15 protein-coding genes are annotated in these 15,464 nt (G+C 61.2%); 4 read left to right on the top strand and 11 right to left on the bottom strand.

Features of this window, described 5'->3' with window-relative positions:
• Nucleotides 1-52 precede the first annotated feature (52 nt).
• From CAF74_RS17205 to gcl, 8 genes are all read right to left on the bottom strand, one after another.
• Complete coding sequence (locus tag CAF74_RS17205) at nucleotides 53-1,051, bottom strand: sulfate ABC transporter substrate-binding protein (RefSeq protein WP_085747093.1); 999 nt, start codon at nucleotides 1,049-1,051, stop codon at nucleotides 53-55.
• Nucleotides 1,052-1,155: 104 nt separating this feature from the next.
• Nucleotides 1,156-1,980 (bottom strand): ion transporter, encoded by an 825-nt coding sequence (locus tag CAF74_RS17200; protein ID WP_085747092.1) that lies wholly within the window; start codon nucleotides 1,978-1,980, stop codon nucleotides 1,156-1,158.
• A 21-nt stretch (nucleotides 1,981-2,001) separates the two neighbouring features.
• Nucleotides 2,002-2,916 carry an urea transporter gene (locus CAF74_RS17195; RefSeq protein ID WP_085747091.1) on the bottom strand — a complete coding sequence of 305 codons (915 nt, stop codon included), beginning with the start codon at nucleotides 2,914-2,916 and terminating at the stop codon, nucleotides 2,002-2,004.
• Between the two features lie 144 nt (nucleotides 2,917-3,060).
• Nucleotides 3,061-4,476 carry a pyruvate kinase gene (gene pyk, locus CAF74_RS17190; RefSeq protein WP_085710519.1) on the bottom strand — a complete coding sequence of 472 codons (1,416 nt, stop codon included), beginning with the start codon at nucleotides 4,474-4,476 and terminating at the stop codon, nucleotides 3,061-3,063.
• Nucleotides 4,473-5,747: a glycerate kinase gene (locus CAF74_RS17185; RefSeq protein ID WP_085747090.1), complete on the bottom strand. Its 1,275-nt coding sequence runs from the start codon at nucleotides 5,745-5,747 to the stop codon at nucleotides 4,473-4,475. The genes pyk and CAF74_RS17185 overlap by 4 nt, the downstream gene beginning before the upstream one ends.
• 177 nt (nucleotides 5,748-5,924) lie before the next feature.
• Complete coding sequence (locus tag CAF74_RS17180) at nucleotides 5,925-6,818, bottom strand: 2-hydroxy-3-oxopropionate reductase (protein WP_085747089.1); 894 nt, start codon at nucleotides 6,816-6,818, stop codon at nucleotides 5,925-5,927.
• 42 nt (nucleotides 6,819-6,860) lie between these two features.
• A complete protein-coding gene (gene hyi / locus CAF74_RS17175) occupies nucleotides 6,861-7,643 on the bottom strand; it encodes a hydroxypyruvate isomerase (protein WP_085747088.1) in 783 nt (260 codons plus the stop codon).
• An 88-nt stretch (nucleotides 7,644-7,731) separates the two neighbouring features.
• On the bottom strand, nucleotides 7,732-9,507 hold the full coding sequence (gene gcl, locus CAF74_RS17170; RefSeq protein ID WP_085747087.1) for a glyoxylate carboligase: 1,776 nt from the start codon (nucleotides 9,505-9,507) through the stop codon (nucleotides 7,732-7,734).
• A 268-nt stretch (nucleotides 9,508-9,775) separates the two neighbouring features.
• Here gcl and CAF74_RS17165 point away from each other — a divergent pair, with 268 nt between their 5' ends.
• On the top strand, nucleotides 9,776-10,216 hold the full coding sequence (locus CAF74_RS17165; protein ID WP_085747086.1) for a heme-binding protein: 441 nt from the start codon (nucleotides 9,776-9,778) through the stop codon (nucleotides 10,214-10,216).
• Nucleotides 10,217-10,426: 210 nt separating this feature from the next.
• Nucleotides 10,427-10,885, top strand: coding sequence for a transposase (locus tag CAF74_RS17160; protein WP_064384024.1), 459 nt, complete (start codon nucleotides 10,427-10,429; stop codon nucleotides 10,883-10,885).
• Nucleotides 10,886-11,032: 147 nt separating this feature from the next.
• Here CAF74_RS17160 and CAF74_RS17155 read toward each other — a convergent pair whose 3' ends face one another.
• On the bottom strand, nucleotides 11,033-11,638 hold the full coding sequence (locus tag CAF74_RS17155; protein ID WP_007959290.1) for a TetR/AcrR family transcriptional regulator: 606 nt from the start codon (nucleotides 11,636-11,638) through the stop codon (nucleotides 11,033-11,035).
• 134 nt (nucleotides 11,639-11,772) lie between these two features.
• Here CAF74_RS17155 and CAF74_RS17150 point away from each other — a divergent pair, with 134 nt between their 5' ends.
• Nucleotides 11,773-12,687: a DUF808 domain-containing protein gene (locus tag CAF74_RS17150; protein ID WP_007959291.1), complete on the top strand. Its 915-nt coding sequence runs from the start codon at nucleotides 11,773-11,775 to the stop codon at nucleotides 12,685-12,687.
• A 64-nt stretch (nucleotides 12,688-12,751) separates the two neighbouring features.
• Here the strand turns inward: CAF74_RS17150 and CAF74_RS17145 are convergent, their stop codons facing one another.
• On the bottom strand, nucleotides 12,752-13,540 hold the full coding sequence (locus tag CAF74_RS17145; protein WP_085747085.1) for a VacJ family lipoprotein: 789 nt from the start codon (nucleotides 13,538-13,540) through the stop codon (nucleotides 12,752-12,754).
• Nucleotides 13,533-14,831, bottom strand: a complete 1,299-nt coding sequence (locus CAF74_RS17140; RefSeq protein WP_085747084.1) for a serine/threonine protein kinase — start codon at nucleotides 14,829-14,831, stop codon at nucleotides 13,533-13,535. Before CAF74_RS17140 ends, CAF74_RS17145 begins: the two co-directional genes overlap by 8 nt.
• Before the next feature lie 223 nt (nucleotides 14,832-15,054).
• On the opposite strand from CAF74_RS17140, the gene CAF74_RS17135 reads away from it, so the two are divergent.
• Nucleotides 15,055-15,426 carry a hypothetical protein gene (locus CAF74_RS17135; RefSeq protein WP_085747083.1) on the top strand — a complete coding sequence of 124 codons (372 nt, stop codon included), beginning with the start codon at nucleotides 15,055-15,057 and terminating at the stop codon, nucleotides 15,424-15,426.
• The last annotated feature ends 38 nt before the right edge of the window (nucleotides 15,427-15,464 follow it).

Here is a 15,464-nt window from a genome sequence, read left to right as displayed (position 1 = left end):
GCCACAAAAAAGGCGACCTCTGCAGGTCGCCTTTTTCATGTCAGCTCAAGCCTTACTGGCCGCTGTAGATCTGGTCGAAGATCCCGCCATCGTTGAAGTGGGTCTTCTGCACGGTGCGCCAGTCGCCGAAGGTCTTCTCGACCGACAGGAAGTCGACTTTCGGGAAACGGTCGGTGTACTTGGCCAGCACCGCCGGGTCACGTGGACGCAGGTAGTTGGCGGCCGCGATTTCCTGACCTTCCGGCGACCACAGGAACTTCAGGTATTCCTCGGCAGCGGCGCGGGAGCCTTTCTTCTCGACCACTTTGTCGACCACCGACACTGGCGGCTCGGCTTCGGCGGAGACGCTCGGGTAGATGACTTCGAACTGGTCGCGGCCGAACTCGCGGGCGATCATTTCGGCTTCGTTTTCGAAGGTCACCAGCACGTCGCCGATCTGGTTGGTCATGAACGTGGTGGTCGCGGCGCGGCCACCGGTATCCAGCACCGGTGCCTGTTTGAACAGCTTGCCGACGAAGTCCTTGGCCTTGTTCTCGTCACCGCCGTTTTTCAGCACGTAGCCCCAGGCCGACAGGTAGGTGTAGCGGCCGTTGCCCGAGGTTTTCGGGTTCGGCACGATAACCTGCACGCCGTCCTTGAGCAGGTCCGGCCAGTCTTTCAGGGCTTTCGGGTTGCCTTTGCGCACGATGAATACGGTCGCGGAGGTGAATGGCGCACTGTTGTTCGGCAGACGGGTGACCCAGTCCTTCGGCACCAGTTGGCCGTTGTCGGCCAGGGCGTTGATGTCGGTGGCCATGTTCATGGTGATCACGTCAGCCGGCAAACCGTCGATCACGGAGCGAGCCTGTTTGCTCGAACCACCGAAAGACATCTGCACCGTGATGTTTTCGTTGTGTTCGGCCTGCCAGTGTTTCTGGAACGCAGTGTTGTAGTCCTTGTAGAAATCGCGCATCACGTCGTAGGACACGTTGAGCAGGGTCGGTGCGGCCTGAGCCACGCTGCCGAAGGCAAGACCTGCGGCGAGAAGTGAGGCGCCAAAGAGTTTTTTCACTGCGCATTCCTTGTTCTGTGGGGGTGTTTTTACAAAGATGAGGCCATTTGCCAGCGACTATAGCGGGGCGCGCATAGTCGTTTAAAGATTAAAAAGAACTTTGCTTATTCTATTTTCTTGAATAACTGATTGCCGCAGCGCGAACAGAATGCCGCGCCGCTTTCATGGCTCTTTTTCTGGCAAACCGGGCAGTCGTGTTGCAACTGTTCACCACGCATCGCATTGGCCAGTTCGGCGGTGAAGATTCCGGTGGGTACCGCGATGATCGAGTAACCAGTGATCATCACCAGCGACGAAATCACCTGGCCCAATGGAGTCTTCGGCACGATGTCGCCGAAGCCGACGGTGGTCAGGGTCACGATAGCCCAATAGATGCCCTTGGGAATGCTGGTGAAGCCGTGTTCCGGGCCTTCGATCACGTACATCAACGTACCGAACACCGTTACCAGTGTGCAGACGCTCACCAGAAACACCACGATCTTCTGCTTGCTGCCGCGCAGCGCCGACATCAGGTAGTTGGCTTGTTTGAGGTAGGGACTGAGTTTGAGGACGCGGAAAATTCGCAGCATACGAATGATCCGGATAATCAGCAGGTACTGCGCATCGCTGTAGTACAGCGCGAGAATGCCCGGCACGATCGCCAGCAGATCCACCAATCCATAAAAACTGAAGGCATAGCGCAGCGGTTTGGGCGAGCAGTACAGACGCAGAATGTACTCGCCGGCAAAGATGATGGTGAACCCCCACTCGATATACGCCAGCACATCGGCGTAATTGCGGTGAACGCTGTCGATGCTGTCGAGCATCACGATCACCAGGCTGGCCAGAATGATCAGCAGCAGAATGCCGTCGAAACGTCGCCCGGCGGGGGTGTCGCTCTGGAAAATCATGACGTAAAGCTGTTCACGCCAGTGCTGGTTACTGTCCATGGATCACGCCTGAATCAAAGATCAGCGCAGCCTAGGTTGATTCTCCCCGTGAGCGCAAGGCGCGCCGTTGATCTGCGGTTGCTGCATCAGGCGAATGCCGGTGCGCAGCAGCCAGCAGGCAAGAATGAACGGTGCAGTGAGAGTCGCCAGACCCAGGGCACTGAACAGCGGCGTCAGCAGCAGCGCCAGGCCGATGCCGAACAGCGGCAGCCACGGTTGCTGGCGCTGGGCGCTGAAGGCGAGGGCGGCGAGCACCGCGTTGTAGCCACCCAACCCCAGCAACGCGACCTGGCTGTCGTGGTGCAACAGACTGGAACCCAGACCGATTACCGAAGCCAGCAGCGCCCAGGCAAAGGCCCGGCGATCGGCGATCAGCAAACCGGCGGCGATCAATCCACCGGCCAACGGATGGTCGAGGAACATCACCTGACCGAAGCCTTTCAGGGCGGCACCGAGCAGGTTCACGGTGTTCAGCTCAAGCGCCGGAGCCGGCGTCGAAGGCTCGGCGAAACACAGGAACACCCAGCTCAGCAGCACGAACGGCGCGGTGTAGGCGGGCAGGTACTCGGTGAGGCGTGCGCGCTTGAGCCATTGCTGCGTGATCATCGCGCTCAGACCGCCGGCCGCCAGAATCAGCGGCGGCAGCATCGGCGACCAGGGGAAATACAGGCTCAGCAACAGACCGACCAGCACGCCGTTGTAGCTGAACAGTCCGGCCTGGCGATCCGCCTTGGCGTAGTTGCGCCGTTGCGCGGTGAGCAAACCGGCGACCGCGCCCAGCAGCGCGCCGGCAAACAGCACCGGCGCGGTGAATAAAATGGCCAGAAGGCACAGGAGTCCACACAGCGGATGACGCTGGAGGAAGATTTGACTGAAGCCGTTGAGCAAGGCCTCGGCCCAGTCAGGGCAGTGGGTGTTGAAATGATTGGCAGGCATGTCTGGAGAATCTGGGCAGTGGGAAAATCAAAAGGTCTTGCTTGAAGCGGTGGCGAGGAGCTCGTGCCCGGTGAATGCGGTGTCTCTTGTGGAAACCGTCATGCCGGGCGGCGGGAGCACGCTCCCTCGCCACACAGGTGTTGCTTAAATCAATGTTTCGATCCGCAGCGAATTAGTCGACCCCGGCTGCCCGAACGGCACACCCGCGGTGATCAGCAACGTATCGCCACGCTCGGCCATTCCTTGCGCCTGAGCGATTTCCAGCGCGGTCGAGCACACTTCATCCACCTGACGCAGGCGATCATTGACCACCGAATGAATGCCCCACGCCACGCTCAACCGGCGCGCGGTCTGCAGGTTCGGCGTCAGGTTGAGGATCGGCGCTTTTGGCCGCTCCCGCGCCGCACGCAGACTCGATGCCCCGGACTCGCTGTAGTTGACCAGCACCGCCACCGGCAGCACGTTGCTGATCCGGCGAATCGCGCAGCTGATGGCATCGGACACGGTCGCTTCGGCTTTCGGCCGGCTGACGTCGAGTTGGGTCTGGTAGTCCGGACCGTTCTCCACCTGACGGATGATCTTGCTCATCATCTGCACGGCTTCCAGCGGGTACTCGCCGGATGCGGTTTCGGCCGACAGCATCACCGCATCGGCGCCTTCGGCTACGGCGTTGGCGACGTCGGTGACTTCAGCGCGGGTCGGCGCCGGCGAGAAGCGCATCGACTCGAGCATCTGCGTCGCCACCACCACCGGTTTGCCGAGCTGGCGGCACGTGGTGATGATGTTTTTCTGGATCTGCGGCACGCTCTCGGCCGGCACTTCCACGCCCAGGTCGCCGCGAGCCACCATGATCGCGTCGCTCAGTTCGGCGATCTCGCGCAGTTGCTCGACGGCCGACGGCTTCTCGATTTTCGCCATCAGGAACGCCTTGTCGCCGATCAGTTCGCGGGCCTCGATGATGTCTTGCGGGCGCTGCACGAACGACAGCGCGACCCAGTCCACACCCAGCTCCAGACCGAAGCTCAGGTCGCGACGATCCTTGGTGGTCAACGGGCTCAGGTCGAGCACCGCTTGCGGCACGTTCACGCCTTTGCGGTCCGACAGTTCGCCGCCGTTGAGCACGGTGGTGTCGATCGCGTCGGAGTATTTGGTGACGACGCGCAGACGCAGTTTGCCGTCATCGAGCAGCAGATCCATCCCGGCTTCCAGCGCGGCGATGATCTCCGGATGCGGCAGGTTAACCCGGCGTTCGTCGCCCGGTGTTGCGTCCAGATCGAGGCGGAAGGCCTGACCGCGATGCAACTGAACCTTGCCGTCAGCGAACTTGCCGACCCGCAGTTTCGGCCCTTGCAGGTCCATCAGGATCCCGAGCGGGTAGTTGAGCTGGCGCTCGACTTCGCGGATCCACTGATAGCGCTTGGCGTGGTCGGCGTGATCGCCGTGGCTGAAGTTGAGGCGGAAGATATTGACCCCGGCCTCGACCAGCTCGCGGATGTCTTCGATGCCGTCGACGGCAGGCCCGAGGGTGGCGAGGATTTTGACCTTTTTATCAGGCGTCATGATTTAGAGCTCTCGAGGATCAGGATGGCGCGGAAGTCGTTGACGTTGGTGCGGGTCGGCTCGGTGACGATCAGCGCATCGAGCACCTCGAAGTAGCCGTAGCCGTTGTTGTTATCCAGCTCGTCGCTGGCGCTCAGGCCCAGGGCGGCGGCGCGGGCGTAGCTGTCCGGGGTCATGATCGCGCCGGCGTTGTCTTCCGAGCCGTCGATGCCGTCGGTGTCACCGGCCAGCGCATAAACGCCGGGCTGGCCCTTGAGGCTGTCGGTGAGGCTGAGGAGGAATTCGGCGTTGCGGCCGCCACGGCCATTGCCGCGCACGGTCACCGTGGTTTCACCGCCGGAGAGAATCACGCACGGCGCTGCCAGCGGCTGGCCGTGATGAATGATCTGGCGCGCGATGCCGGCGTGGACTTTCGCCACTTCGCGGGATTCGCCTTCCAGGTCGCCGAGGATCAGCGTGCTGAAACCGGCCTGACGGCATTTCACTGCCGCGGCATCCAGCGATTGCTGAGGGCGGGCGATCAACTGGAAGTGACTGCGGGCCAGGCTCGGATCGCCGGGTTTGACGGTTTCCGATTCAGGGCTTTGCAGCCAGGTGCGCACTGAGGCCGGAATCTCGATGCCGTAGCGCTTGATGATCGCCAGCGCTTCGGCGCTGGTGCTCGGGTCGGCCACGGTCGGGCCGGAGGCGATGACCGTGGCGAGGTCGCCCGGTACATCGGAAATCGCGTAGGTATAAACAGTCGCCGGCCAGCAGGCCTTGCCCAGGCGTCCGCCCTTGATCGCCGAGAGGTGCTTGCGCACGCAGTTCATCTCGCCGATGGTCGCGCCGGATTTGAGCAGGGCTTTGTTGATCGATTGTTTGTCGGCCAGGGTGATGCCTTCGGCCGGCAGCGCCAGCAGGGCAGAGCCGCCGCCGGACAACAGGAAGATCACGCGGTCGTCTTCGGTCAGGTTGCTGACCAGTTCCAGCACGCGTTTGGCCACGGCCAGACCGGCAGCGTCCGGTACCGGGTGCGCGGCTTCGACCACTTCGATTTTTTCGCACGGGGCGCCGTGACCGTAGCGGGTCACCACAAGGCCCGAGACTTCACCTTCCCAGCAGCGCTCGACCACTTGCGCCATGGCAGCGGCAGCCTTGCCGGCGCCGATGACGATCACGCGACCTGTGCGATCAGCCGGCAGATGCGCTTCGAGGACCTGGTTCGGATGGGCCGCGTCGATGGCTGTGGCAAACAGCTCGCGCAGCAGTTGTTGCGGATCGACCGACATGGCGGGCTCCCAATCTTATTGTTCTTGGTTAGTGCAGGTGATCGTTCCCACGCTCTGCGTGGGGATGCCTCAATGGACGCTCTGCGTCCGCTTCGGAAGGGACGCGGAGCGTCCCGGGCTGCATTCCCACGCAGACGGTTCGACGCCTCGACGTGGGAACGAGCGACGGGGCAGGGCTTACTTCTTGTCGCGAATCGAGAAGTTGGCCATGTGTTCCAGGCCCTTGATCAGCGCCGAGTGGTCCCAGTTGCTGCCACCGATGGCCGCGCAGGTGCTGAACACTTGCTGGGCGTTGGCGGTGTTCGGCAGGTTGATGTTCAGCTCCTTGGCGCCTTGCAGGGCCAGGTTCAGGTCCTTCTGGTGCAGGCTGATGCGGAAGCCCGGATCGAAGGTGCCCTTGATCATGCGCTCGCCGTGCACTTCGAGGATCTTCGAGGAGGCGAAACCGCCCATCAGCGCTTCACGCACCTTGGCCGGATCGGCACCGTTTTTCGAAGCGAACAGCAGGGCTTCGGCGACAGCCTGAATGTTCAGGGCAACGATGATCTGGTTCGCCACCTTGGCGGTCTGACCGTCGCCATTGCCACCGACCAGGGTGATGTTCTTGCCCATGGCCTGGAACAGCGGCAGTGCGCGTTCGAAGGCATCGGCATCGCCACCGACCATGATGCTCAGGGTCGCGGCTTTGGCACCGACTTCACCACCGGACACCGGGGCGTCGAGGTATTGCGCGCCTTTCTCGTTGATCTTCGCAGCGAAAGCCTTGGTGGCGGTCGGCGAGATCGAGCTCATGTCGATCACGACCTTGCCTTTGCCGATGCCGGCCGCGACGCCGTCGGCGCGGAACAGCACGTCTTCGACCTGCGGGGTATCCGGCACCATGACGATGATGAATTCGGCTTCTTGAGCCACGTCACGCGGGTTGGCCAGAGCGACGGCGCCAGCGGCGACCAGGTCGGCAGGGGCGGCGTCGTGGTGCGCCGACAGGAACAGGCTGTGACCGGCTTTCTGCAGGTTCGCCGCCATTGGGTGGCCCATGATGCCGGTGCCGATGAATCCGATTTTAGCCATGAGAAATTCCTCTTGTTTTTGTCTTGCTCAAGCAAATAGGGGTCAGATCGCGTTGTGGGTCTTCAGCCAGCCGAGGCCTGCTTCAGTAGTGGTCAGCGGTTTGTACTCGCAACCGACCCAGCCCTGATAACCGATGCGATCGAGGTGTTCGAACAGGAAGCGGTAGTTGATCTCGCCAGTGCCCGGCTCGTTGCGGCCCGGGTTGTCGGCCAGTTGCACATGGTTGATCTCGGCCAGGTGCGATTGCAGGGTGCGGGCCAGATCGCCTTCCATGATTTGCATGTGATAGATGTCGTATTGCAGGAACAGATTGGCGCTACCGACCTGCTCGCGAATCGACAGGGCCTGCGCCGTGTTGTTCAGGTAGAAGCCCGGGATGTCGCGGGTGTTGATCGCTTCCATCACCAGTTTGATGCCCACGGCTTGCAGCTTGTCGGCGGCGTACTTGAGGTTGGCGACGAAGGTCTTTTCAACAGTGGCATCGTCCACGCCCTGCGGACGGATACCGGCCAGGCAGTTGACCTGGGTGTTGCCCAGAACCTGTGCGTAAGCGATGGCCAGATCGACCCCGGCACGGAACTCGTCGACCCGGTCCGGCAGGCACGCGATACCGCGCTCGCCCTTGGCCCAGTCGCCGGCCGGCAGGTTGAACAGCACTTGGGTCAGACCGTTGGCGTCGAGTTTGGCCTTGATTTCGGCAGAGCTGAAATCGTACGGGAACAGGTACTCGACACCGCTGAAGCCAGCCTTGGCGGCGGCGTCGAAACGGGCAAGGAAATCCTGTTCGGTGAACAGCATGGACAGGTTGGCTGCGAAACGCGGCATGGTGGTCTCCTAAAACAGTTTTGACACGGTTGGTCAGACTGAACGCGATCAAGTCCCCTCTCCCGGAGGGAGAGGGAGCCGGTTACGTTCAGTCGAGCAACGAAATCGCCGTAGGCGCATCGTTGCCGACCAGCGCCAGGTCTTCGAATTCGTTGACGGCGTTGATCTCGGTCCCCATGGAGATGTTGGTCACACGCTCCAGAATGATCTCGACGATCACCGGCACCTTGAACTCTTCGATCAGCTCTTCGGCCTTGCGCAGGGCAGGGGCGATGTCAGCCGGTTCGAACACACGCAGCGCTTTACAGCCCAGGCCTTCGGCGACTGCGACGTGGTCGACACCATAACCGTTGAGTTCCGGCGCGTTCAGGTTATCGAAGGACAGCTGCACGCAGTAGTCCATATCGAACCCGCGCTGGGCCTGACGGATCAGACCCAGGTACGAGTTGTTCACCACGACGTGGATGTACGGCAGTTTGAACTGAGCGCCGACCGCCAGTTCTTCGATCATGAACTGGAAGTCATAGTCCCCCGACAGGGCCACGACTTTACGGTTCGGATCGGCCTTCACCACGCCCAGCGCTGCCGGAATGGTCCAGCCCAACGGGCCGGCCTGGCCGCAGTTGATCCAGTGACGCGGCTTGTAGACGTGCAGGAACTGCGCGCCGGCAATCTGCGACAGACCAATGGTGCTGACGTAGCAGGTGTCCTTGCCGAACACCTGGTTCATTTCTTCGTAAACGCGCTGCGGCTTGACCGGCACGTTGTCGAAGTGGGTCTTGCGATGCAGGCTGGCCTTGCGCTGCTGGCAGTCCTGCAGCCAGGCAGAACGGTTTTTCAGCTTGCCGGCGGCTTGCCATTCACGGGCGACTTCGATGAACACGGTCAGCGCGGCTGCGGCGTCGGAAACGATGCCCAGGTCCGGGGTGAACACGCGGCCGATCTGGGTCGGTTCAATGTCGACGTGAATGAACTTGCGGCCTTCGGTGTAAACGTCGACCGAACCGGTGTGACGGTTGGCCCAGCGGTTGCCGACGCCCAGTACCACGTCGGATTTCAGCATCGTGGCGTTGCCGTAGCGGTGCGAAGTCTGCAGACCGACCATGCCGACCATCAGCGGGTGATCGTCAGGAATGGTGCCCCAGCCCATCAGGGTCGGGATTACTGGAATGCCGGTCAGCTCGGCGAACTCGACCAGCAGTTCGCTGGCGTCGGCGTTGATGATGCCGCCGCCGGCGACCAGCAATGGACGCTCGGCCTGGTCCAGCATCGCCAGGGCTTTTTCGACTTGCACACGGGTCGCGCTCGGCTTGGCCAGCGGCAGTGGCTGGTAAGCGTCGATGTCGAATTCGATTTCAGCCATCTGCACATCGAACGGCAGGTCGATCAGCACCGGGCCCGGACGGCCGGAGCGCATTTCGTAGAAGGCTTTCTGGAAGGCGTAAGGCACCTGGCCCGGCTCCAGAACGGTGGTCGCCCACTTGGTCACCGGCTTGACGATGCTGGTGATGTCGACGGCCTGGAAGTCTTCCTTGTGCATACGGGCGCGGGGGGCTTGCCCGGTGATGCAGAGGATCGGGATCGAGTCCGCGGAGGCGCTGTACAGACCGGTGACCATGTCGGTACCGGCCGGGCCGGAAGTACCGATGCACACGCCGATGTTGCCGGCCTTGGTGCGGGTGTAGCCCTCGGCCATGTGCGAGGCGCCTTCAACGTGGCGAGCGAGGACGTGATCGATGCCACCGACTTTCTGCAAGGCGGAGTACAGCGGGTTGATTGCAGCGCCTGGAATGCCAAAAGCGGTATCAACCCCTTCACGGCGCATCACCAGAACGGCGGCTTCGATTGCTCTCATTTTGCTCATGGTTTTGTGCCTCTTTACGTTTTGTAATTGTATACAAGTGGCTTTGCGCAGAGTGTATTCACGGCGGACGGCGCAGGTCAATCCATTTTCTCAAGCGCCTGTTTCATTCGTCGGAAGCCTTTTCTGCTGTGGCTTTTCGTCGCATGGGGCGCTTTTCGAGAATTATTGTATACAAAAAAATAATTCATTGTGTTCTATTTGTTGCATCGGGCTGCGGCAGAAAAGCGCAGCCCAACGACTTTCCCAATAACAAAATGAGGACGGCACCATGAGCGCTTTAACCTTGAAAGTCGCAGTCAAGCTGGTCAACGAAGCCATCAATGCAGGGCGGGGCATCTCCGCCGCGCCGCTGACCATCGCGGTACTGGATACCGGCGGCCATCTGGTCACCTTGCAACGCGAAGACGGCGCCAGCCTGCTGCGCCCGAACATCGCCATCGGCAAAGCCTGGGGCGCCATCGCGCTGGGCAAGGGCTCACGCCTGCTGGCGCTGGACGCGCAACAACGCCCGGCGTTCATCGCCGCACTTAACAGCATGGGGCAGGGCAGCGTCGTGCCGGCACCGGGTGGTGTGCTGATTCGTGATCAGGCGGGGAACGTGCTGGGTGCGATCGGCATCAGCGGCGATCTGTCGGATATCGATGAGCAGGTGGCAATCAAGGCCGTGGAGGCCCTGGACCTGCGGGCGGATGCGGGGGTGGCTGCGTGATTTGCGGCGTTTGATCGAAAGTCATCGCTGGCAAGCCAGCTCCCACACATTGTGCGTTGCATTCAAACTCTGCGAACGGCACCAAACCCTGTGGGAGCTGGCTTGCCAGCGATGGCGGCCTGACTGACACATCAAGAAAAAAGACTTACCCAGTCAAACAGCACACTGAGGTCTAGCCTTCTGATGAACTCATCATGAAGGGGCAACGGATTGCCTGATCTTCCTGCTTCGCATCGGCTGCGAACCGGTCGCTATGCCGAGCCGAATCAAATCTATTTACTGACTTCAAACACTCTTGATCGAGAACCGATCTTTGCCGATTTCGCGTTGGGCAGACTGGTTGTTCATCAACTTCGTCGCGCACAGGACCACGGAATGGCGAAATCGTTGGCGTGGGTTGTGATGCCCGATCATTTTCACTGGCTGGTCGAGCTGGAAAATTGCTCTCTCCGCAAACTGATGCGCGAGACCAAATCCCTGATTGCGCGAGAGGTGAATCTGCACAGTGGCAGACATGGGCCGTTATGGCAGCAGGGTTACCATGACCGGGCGTTGAGGCGGGAAGATGACTTGGTGAAAATGGCACGGTATGTAGTGGCCAACCCTTTGCGCGCTGGGCTGGTGGGTAAAATCGGCGACTATCCGCTGTGGGATGCAGTTTGGCTTTAGCAACTTTGAACCGAGTTGCCTTCATCGCTGGCAAGCCAGCTCCCACAGGGGATTTGTGTTGTTTGCTAAATCTGAATTCAGCACAGAAACCTGTGGGGGCCCCGGTGCGACGATTCGACTTGCTCGAGATAGTCGCACCGCGAATTTTCAGTCCGGCTCGCAGCCCTTGAGCACCAACCGGATGATGGTTTGTGCTGCCGCTTCATAGTCGGCTTCGTCGAGCTTGTCCTTGCCGGTGACGGCGGAGATCTGCCAGTCGAAGTCGGCGTAGGTCTGGGTTGCGGCCCAGATGCTGAACATCAGGTGGTTGGGGTCGATCGGGGCGATCTGGCCGCGGTCGATCCAGGTCTGGATGCAGTCGATGTTGTGCTTGGCCTGGCCGTTGAGCTGCTCGACCAGGTCGGCGCTCAGGTGCGGGGCGCCGTGCATGATTTCGCTGGCGAACACCTTGGAGGCGAAAGGCAGGTCGCGGGAGATGCGGATCTTCGAGCGGATGTAGCCGCTCAGCACTTCGCTCGGTACGCCGTCCGGGTTGAACGGGGTCGAGGCCTGCAGGATCGGCACGATGATACTTTCCAGCACCTCGCGGTAGAGGTTTTCCTTGGACTTGAAGTAGTAATAGACGTTGGGCTTGGGCAGTCCTGCCTTGGCGGCGATGTCGCTGGTTTTGGTGGCAGCGAAGCCCTTGTCGGCAAACTCTTCACTGGCTGCACGCAGGATCAGTTCTTTGTTGCGCTCGCGGATTGTGCTCATAAACCCGGTGGTTCCTTGCCTGTTCTGGCGGTTGCGCATGGTAGCACCGGCCTCGCGCGGCGCTCAACAATGCCCCGTGTGGCCTGCAGTCGCGGTATGCTGCGCGGCATTATTCACATAAGGAAACAAGATTCATGGCAGGAAGCAGTTTGCTGGTGCTGATCGACGACATCGCCACCGTTCTGGACGACGTTGCGTTGATGACCAAAATGGCTGCCAAGAAGACCGCCGGCGTGCTCGGCGACGACTTGGCGCTCAACGCCCAGCAGGTCTCCGGCGTACGCGCGGAGCGGGAAATTCCCGTCGTTTGGGCGGTGGCCAAGGGCTCGTTCGTCAACAAACTGATTCTGGTGCCGTCGGCGCTGGCGATCAGTGCGTTCGTGCCGTGGCTGGTGACGCCGCTGCTGATGGTCGGTGGCGCCTACCTGTGTTTCGAGGGTTTCGAAAAGCTCGCGCACAAGTTCCTGCACAGCAAGGCCGAAGACGAGGCCGAGCATGCGCAACTGGTCGAGGCCGTGGCTGATCCGGCAACCGATCTGGTGGCGTACGAGAAGGACAAGATCAAAGGCGCGATCCGCACCGACTTCATCCTCTCGGCGGAAATCATCGCCATCACCCTCGGCACCGTGGCCGATGCTTCGCTGACCCAGCAAGTGATCGTGATGTCGGGCATCGCCATTGTCATGACCGTGGGCGTTTACGGCCTGGTGGCCGGTATCGTCAAACTCGATGACCTCGGTCTGTGGCTGACTCAGAAGCCCGGCCAGATGGCCAAAAGTATCGGCAACGGCATCCTGCGCGCCGCGCCCTACATGATGAAAAGCCTGTCGGTAATCGGCACCGCAGCGATGTTCCTGGTCGGTGGCGGCATCCTGACCCACGGCGTGCCGGTGGTGCATCACTGGATCGAAAGCGTCGGCGCAGCGGCCGGTGGCGCCGGGTTTGTGGTGCCGATGCTGTTGAACGGCGTGGCGGGGATCATCGCGGGTGCGGTGGTGCTGGCGGGCGTGTCCGTGATCGGCAAAGTCTGGAAAGCGCTGAAGGGTTGAATCCTGAGGCAAACAAAAAGGCCATTCGACTCGCATCGAATGGCCTTTTTTGTGGCCGGCGTTTTTACTCGGCGATCTGCAACTTGCGCGACTCGGTGTAGACGTAGCGCACCTTCTCGTACTCGAACGGTGAGTTCAGCTGACCGTAGCGGAAGCTGGTCTGGTAACGCTTGTCGATGCCACGCAGTACCCACACTTCCGGATGGTTGGAGCTGACTTCCGAGACGTTGAGGAAGTTGATCGCGGACTCGGCGGTGTAGTCCACGGCCAGACCTGCAGTATCCCGCAGATTCGACGGGCCGAGGATCGGCAGCACGAAGTAGGCGCCGCCCGGTACGCCGTAGAAGCCCAGGGTCTGGCCGAAGTCTTCGTTCTGACGCGGCAGGCCCATGGCGGTGGCCGGATCCCAGAGCCCGGCGATGCCGATGGTGGTGTTGAGCAGCAGGCGCGCGGTGGTTTCCATCGAGCGCTTGCCCTTGAACTGCAACAGGCTGTTGACCAGGTTCGGCACGTCGCCAATGTTGTTGAAGAAGTTGCTCACGCCGGTGCGCACGAAGCTCGGAGTGATGTAGCGATAGCCATCGACCACCGGCAGGAACACCCATTGGTCAAAGCGGTAGTTGAAGTGGTAGACGCGGCGGTTCCACTCTTCCAGCGGGTCGTAGACGTTCAGCGCGTTGAGGGTCGAGCGCTCGAACTCGCGCTGATCCAGCCCCGGGTTGAACTTGAGTTTGGACAGCGGCTCCTTGAAGCCGTCGCTGTCGATGACCACCGGTGCATTGGCTTTGCTGTTGTCGGCCTGGGCCATACCTGCACTGAGGAGCGCTGCAATCAGCAGGAGATATTTAGCCACGGAAGAACTCCAGCATGGCGTCGCTGTTGACGCGGTAGTTAAGGTTGCCGCAATGGCCGCCCAGCGGGTAAACGGTCAGGCGATCGCCGAAGGTGCGGCGCAGGAAACCGAGGTCGCCCGGGCCGAGGATCACGTCGTCGGCGTTGTGCATGACGGCGATTTTCGGGCTGTCGTGCAGGTAATCCTTCAATGCGTACAGGCTCACCTGATCGATCAGTTGCAGCAGGCTGCCGCCGTCGGTGCGGGCGCGCCACATCGGGATTACCTGTTCGGTGAGGTAGCAGTCGAAGTCGCATTGCAGCGCACGCTTGAGGAACGGCGTGAGGCTGGTGCCTTCGGTGATCGGGAATTTCGGCGGGGTGATCAGGCCGCGACGGTTGATCAGGTCCGAAGTGAACGCGATATCCGCCGCCGAGAAGCGGAACGAAGTGCCGATCAGCATCGCCATCTGCTCGTTGCTCAGGTGCTGCTTGGACTGCTGGAAGTCGTAGAGCAGCGCATCGTTGAGGTCGATGTAACCCTTCTGCTGGAAGTAACGGGTCAGTTTGCTCAGCACCAGTTCATAGAAGGTGGTGCTGTTGTTGATGCCCTTGACCTCGGTCTGCACCAGCTTGTCGAGGTTGGTGATCGAGGTGTAGAGGTTGACCGGCGGATTCAGCAGCAGGACTTTCTTGAAGTTGAAGCTGCGGCGGGTTTCATCCAGGTGGGCAACGAACGCCGCGTCCAGCGCGCCGAGGCTGTAGCCGCTGAGGTAATAGTCGGTGACCGGCAGTTTCGGGTTCTGCGCCCGCACGGCCTGCATCACCCGGTACATGTCTTCGGCGTCTTCCTTGGTCACGCCGGGGGTGGCGAAACGCGAGGCGGCGCTCATGAAGTCGAAGCTGGTCGGCGATGACAGCTGCACCACGTGGTAGCCAGCCTTGTAATAAAGCTTCTTCAGGTATTCGTTGAGCGTGCTGTCGTAGCGCGCGCCGGTGCCGGCGATCAGGAAGATCAGCGGCGCGGCCTTGTCCTGGGTGGCGATGCGGTAGGTGAGTTTTTTCACCGGCCAGAAATTGTCCGGCAGGATGAATTCGCGCTCGGGGCGCAGGGTGACGCTGCGATCGGCCTGATCGATGTCGTCATCCAGTGGCAGTTCAGGGCGCAAGTCCGGCGGCGTGGTGGCGATGGTCGCCTCGAACGGATTGGTCAGGGGATAGCCATAGCTGGCGGCGTCGATATCCACCGCCAGCGCGGACGCACTCAGAATAAGGCCGCCAAACAGGGCGGCGAAGCGCAAGGAACGGAGCATGACTAGATCCCTTAGAGGAAGGTGCCGAATGAGGTTCGCAGGCTATGACCACCGGGTTTGCGCCAAAGTGCCATGCCACGGCACCAAACTGACGGAATTCGGAGTAATAGTAGCCGGACGATACACTTTGCAAGGAAGGAATGACCAGTTAAGAGTTGTTAGTCCTTGCGTATGCGCGGCGGCAGATTAAGCTGGCCGCCGATTTCATCGATTGGAGTGTTCCATGTCCCGCCGCTTGCCCGTGATTCTGCTGCTCGTTCTGTTGCCGTTGTGGCTGGCCGCCAGTTATGGCGCGCGTTATGGCTTCATGGAAGATGCGCAGTGGGTGGGCATCTGCGTGGATGAGGCGAGCCGCTGGGAATGCTCGGTGCGCTCGAACCTGGGCCTGATGATTCATTTCCAGATGCTGGGCTGGGCGGCGGTCGCGGCTGCGGTGATCGGTTTTGTCGTGCCGGGATGGGCAGGGTGGTGGCTGGCGGTGCTGGCGCTGGTGTTCGGGTTGCCGGCGCTGGCGCTGTACAACACGACGCTGGCGGTGTTTGCGGTGGTGATTGCCGGGTTGCGACTGGTGCGGGAATCGCGCGACGCCAAGTAGTCATGCATCGCGGGCTCGCCCGCGATGCAATGCTTTCA

This window comes from Pseudomonas sp. R45(2017), from assembly GCF_002112305.1.
Taxonomy (GTDB): domain Bacteria; phylum Pseudomonadota; class Gammaproteobacteria; order Pseudomonadales; family Pseudomonadaceae; genus Aquipseudomonas; species Aquipseudomonas paraglycinae.
This window is presented reverse-complemented; position numbering and strand designations above follow the sequence as displayed.

Bases quoted from the DNA above. Each gene is read 5' to 3' on its own strand.
- CAF74_RS17200 (WP_085747092.1), bottom strand. From the start codon at position 1,980: ATGGACAGTAACCAGCACTGGCGTGAACAGCTTTACGTCATGATTTTC.
- CAF74_RS17195 (WP_085747091.1), bottom strand. From the start codon at position 2,916: ATGCCTGCCAATCATTTCAACACCCACTGCCCTGACTGGGCCGAGGCC.
- pyk (WP_085710519.1), bottom strand. From the start codon at position 4,476: ATGACGCCTGATAAAAAGGTCAAAATCCTCGCCACCCTCGGGCCTGCC.
- CAF74_RS17185 (WP_085747090.1), bottom strand. From the start codon at position 5,747: ATGTCGGTCGATCCGCAACAACTGCTGCGCGAGCTGTTTGCCACAGCC.
- CAF74_RS17180 (WP_085747089.1), bottom strand. From the start codon at position 6,818: ATGGCTAAAATCGGATTCATCGGCACCGGCATCATGGGCCACCCAATG.
- hyi (WP_085747088.1), bottom strand. From the start codon at position 7,643: ATGCCGCGTTTCGCAGCCAACCTGTCCATGCTGTTCACCGAACAGGAT.
- gcl (WP_085747087.1), bottom strand. From the start codon at position 9,507: ATGAGCAAAATGAGAGCAATCGAAGCCGCCGTTCTGGTGATGCGCCGT.
- CAF74_RS17165 (WP_085747086.1), top strand. From the start codon at position 9,776: ATGAGCGCTTTAACCTTGAAAGTCGCAGTCAAGCTGGTCAACGAAGCC.
- CAF74_RS17155 (WP_007959290.1), bottom strand. From the start codon at position 11,638: ATGAGCACAATCCGCGAGCGCAACAAAGAACTGATCCTGCGTGCAGCC.
- CAF74_RS17150 (WP_007959291.1), top strand. From the start codon at position 11,773: ATGGCAGGAAGCAGTTTGCTGGTGCTGATCGACGACATCGCCACCGTT.
- CAF74_RS17140 (WP_085747084.1), bottom strand. From the start codon at position 14,831: ATGCTCCGTTCCTTGCGCTTCGCCGCCCTGTTTGGCGGCCTTATTCTG.
- CAF74_RS17135 (WP_085747083.1), top strand. From the start codon at position 15,055: ATGTCCCGCCGCTTGCCCGTGATTCTGCTGCTCGTTCTGTTGCCGTTG.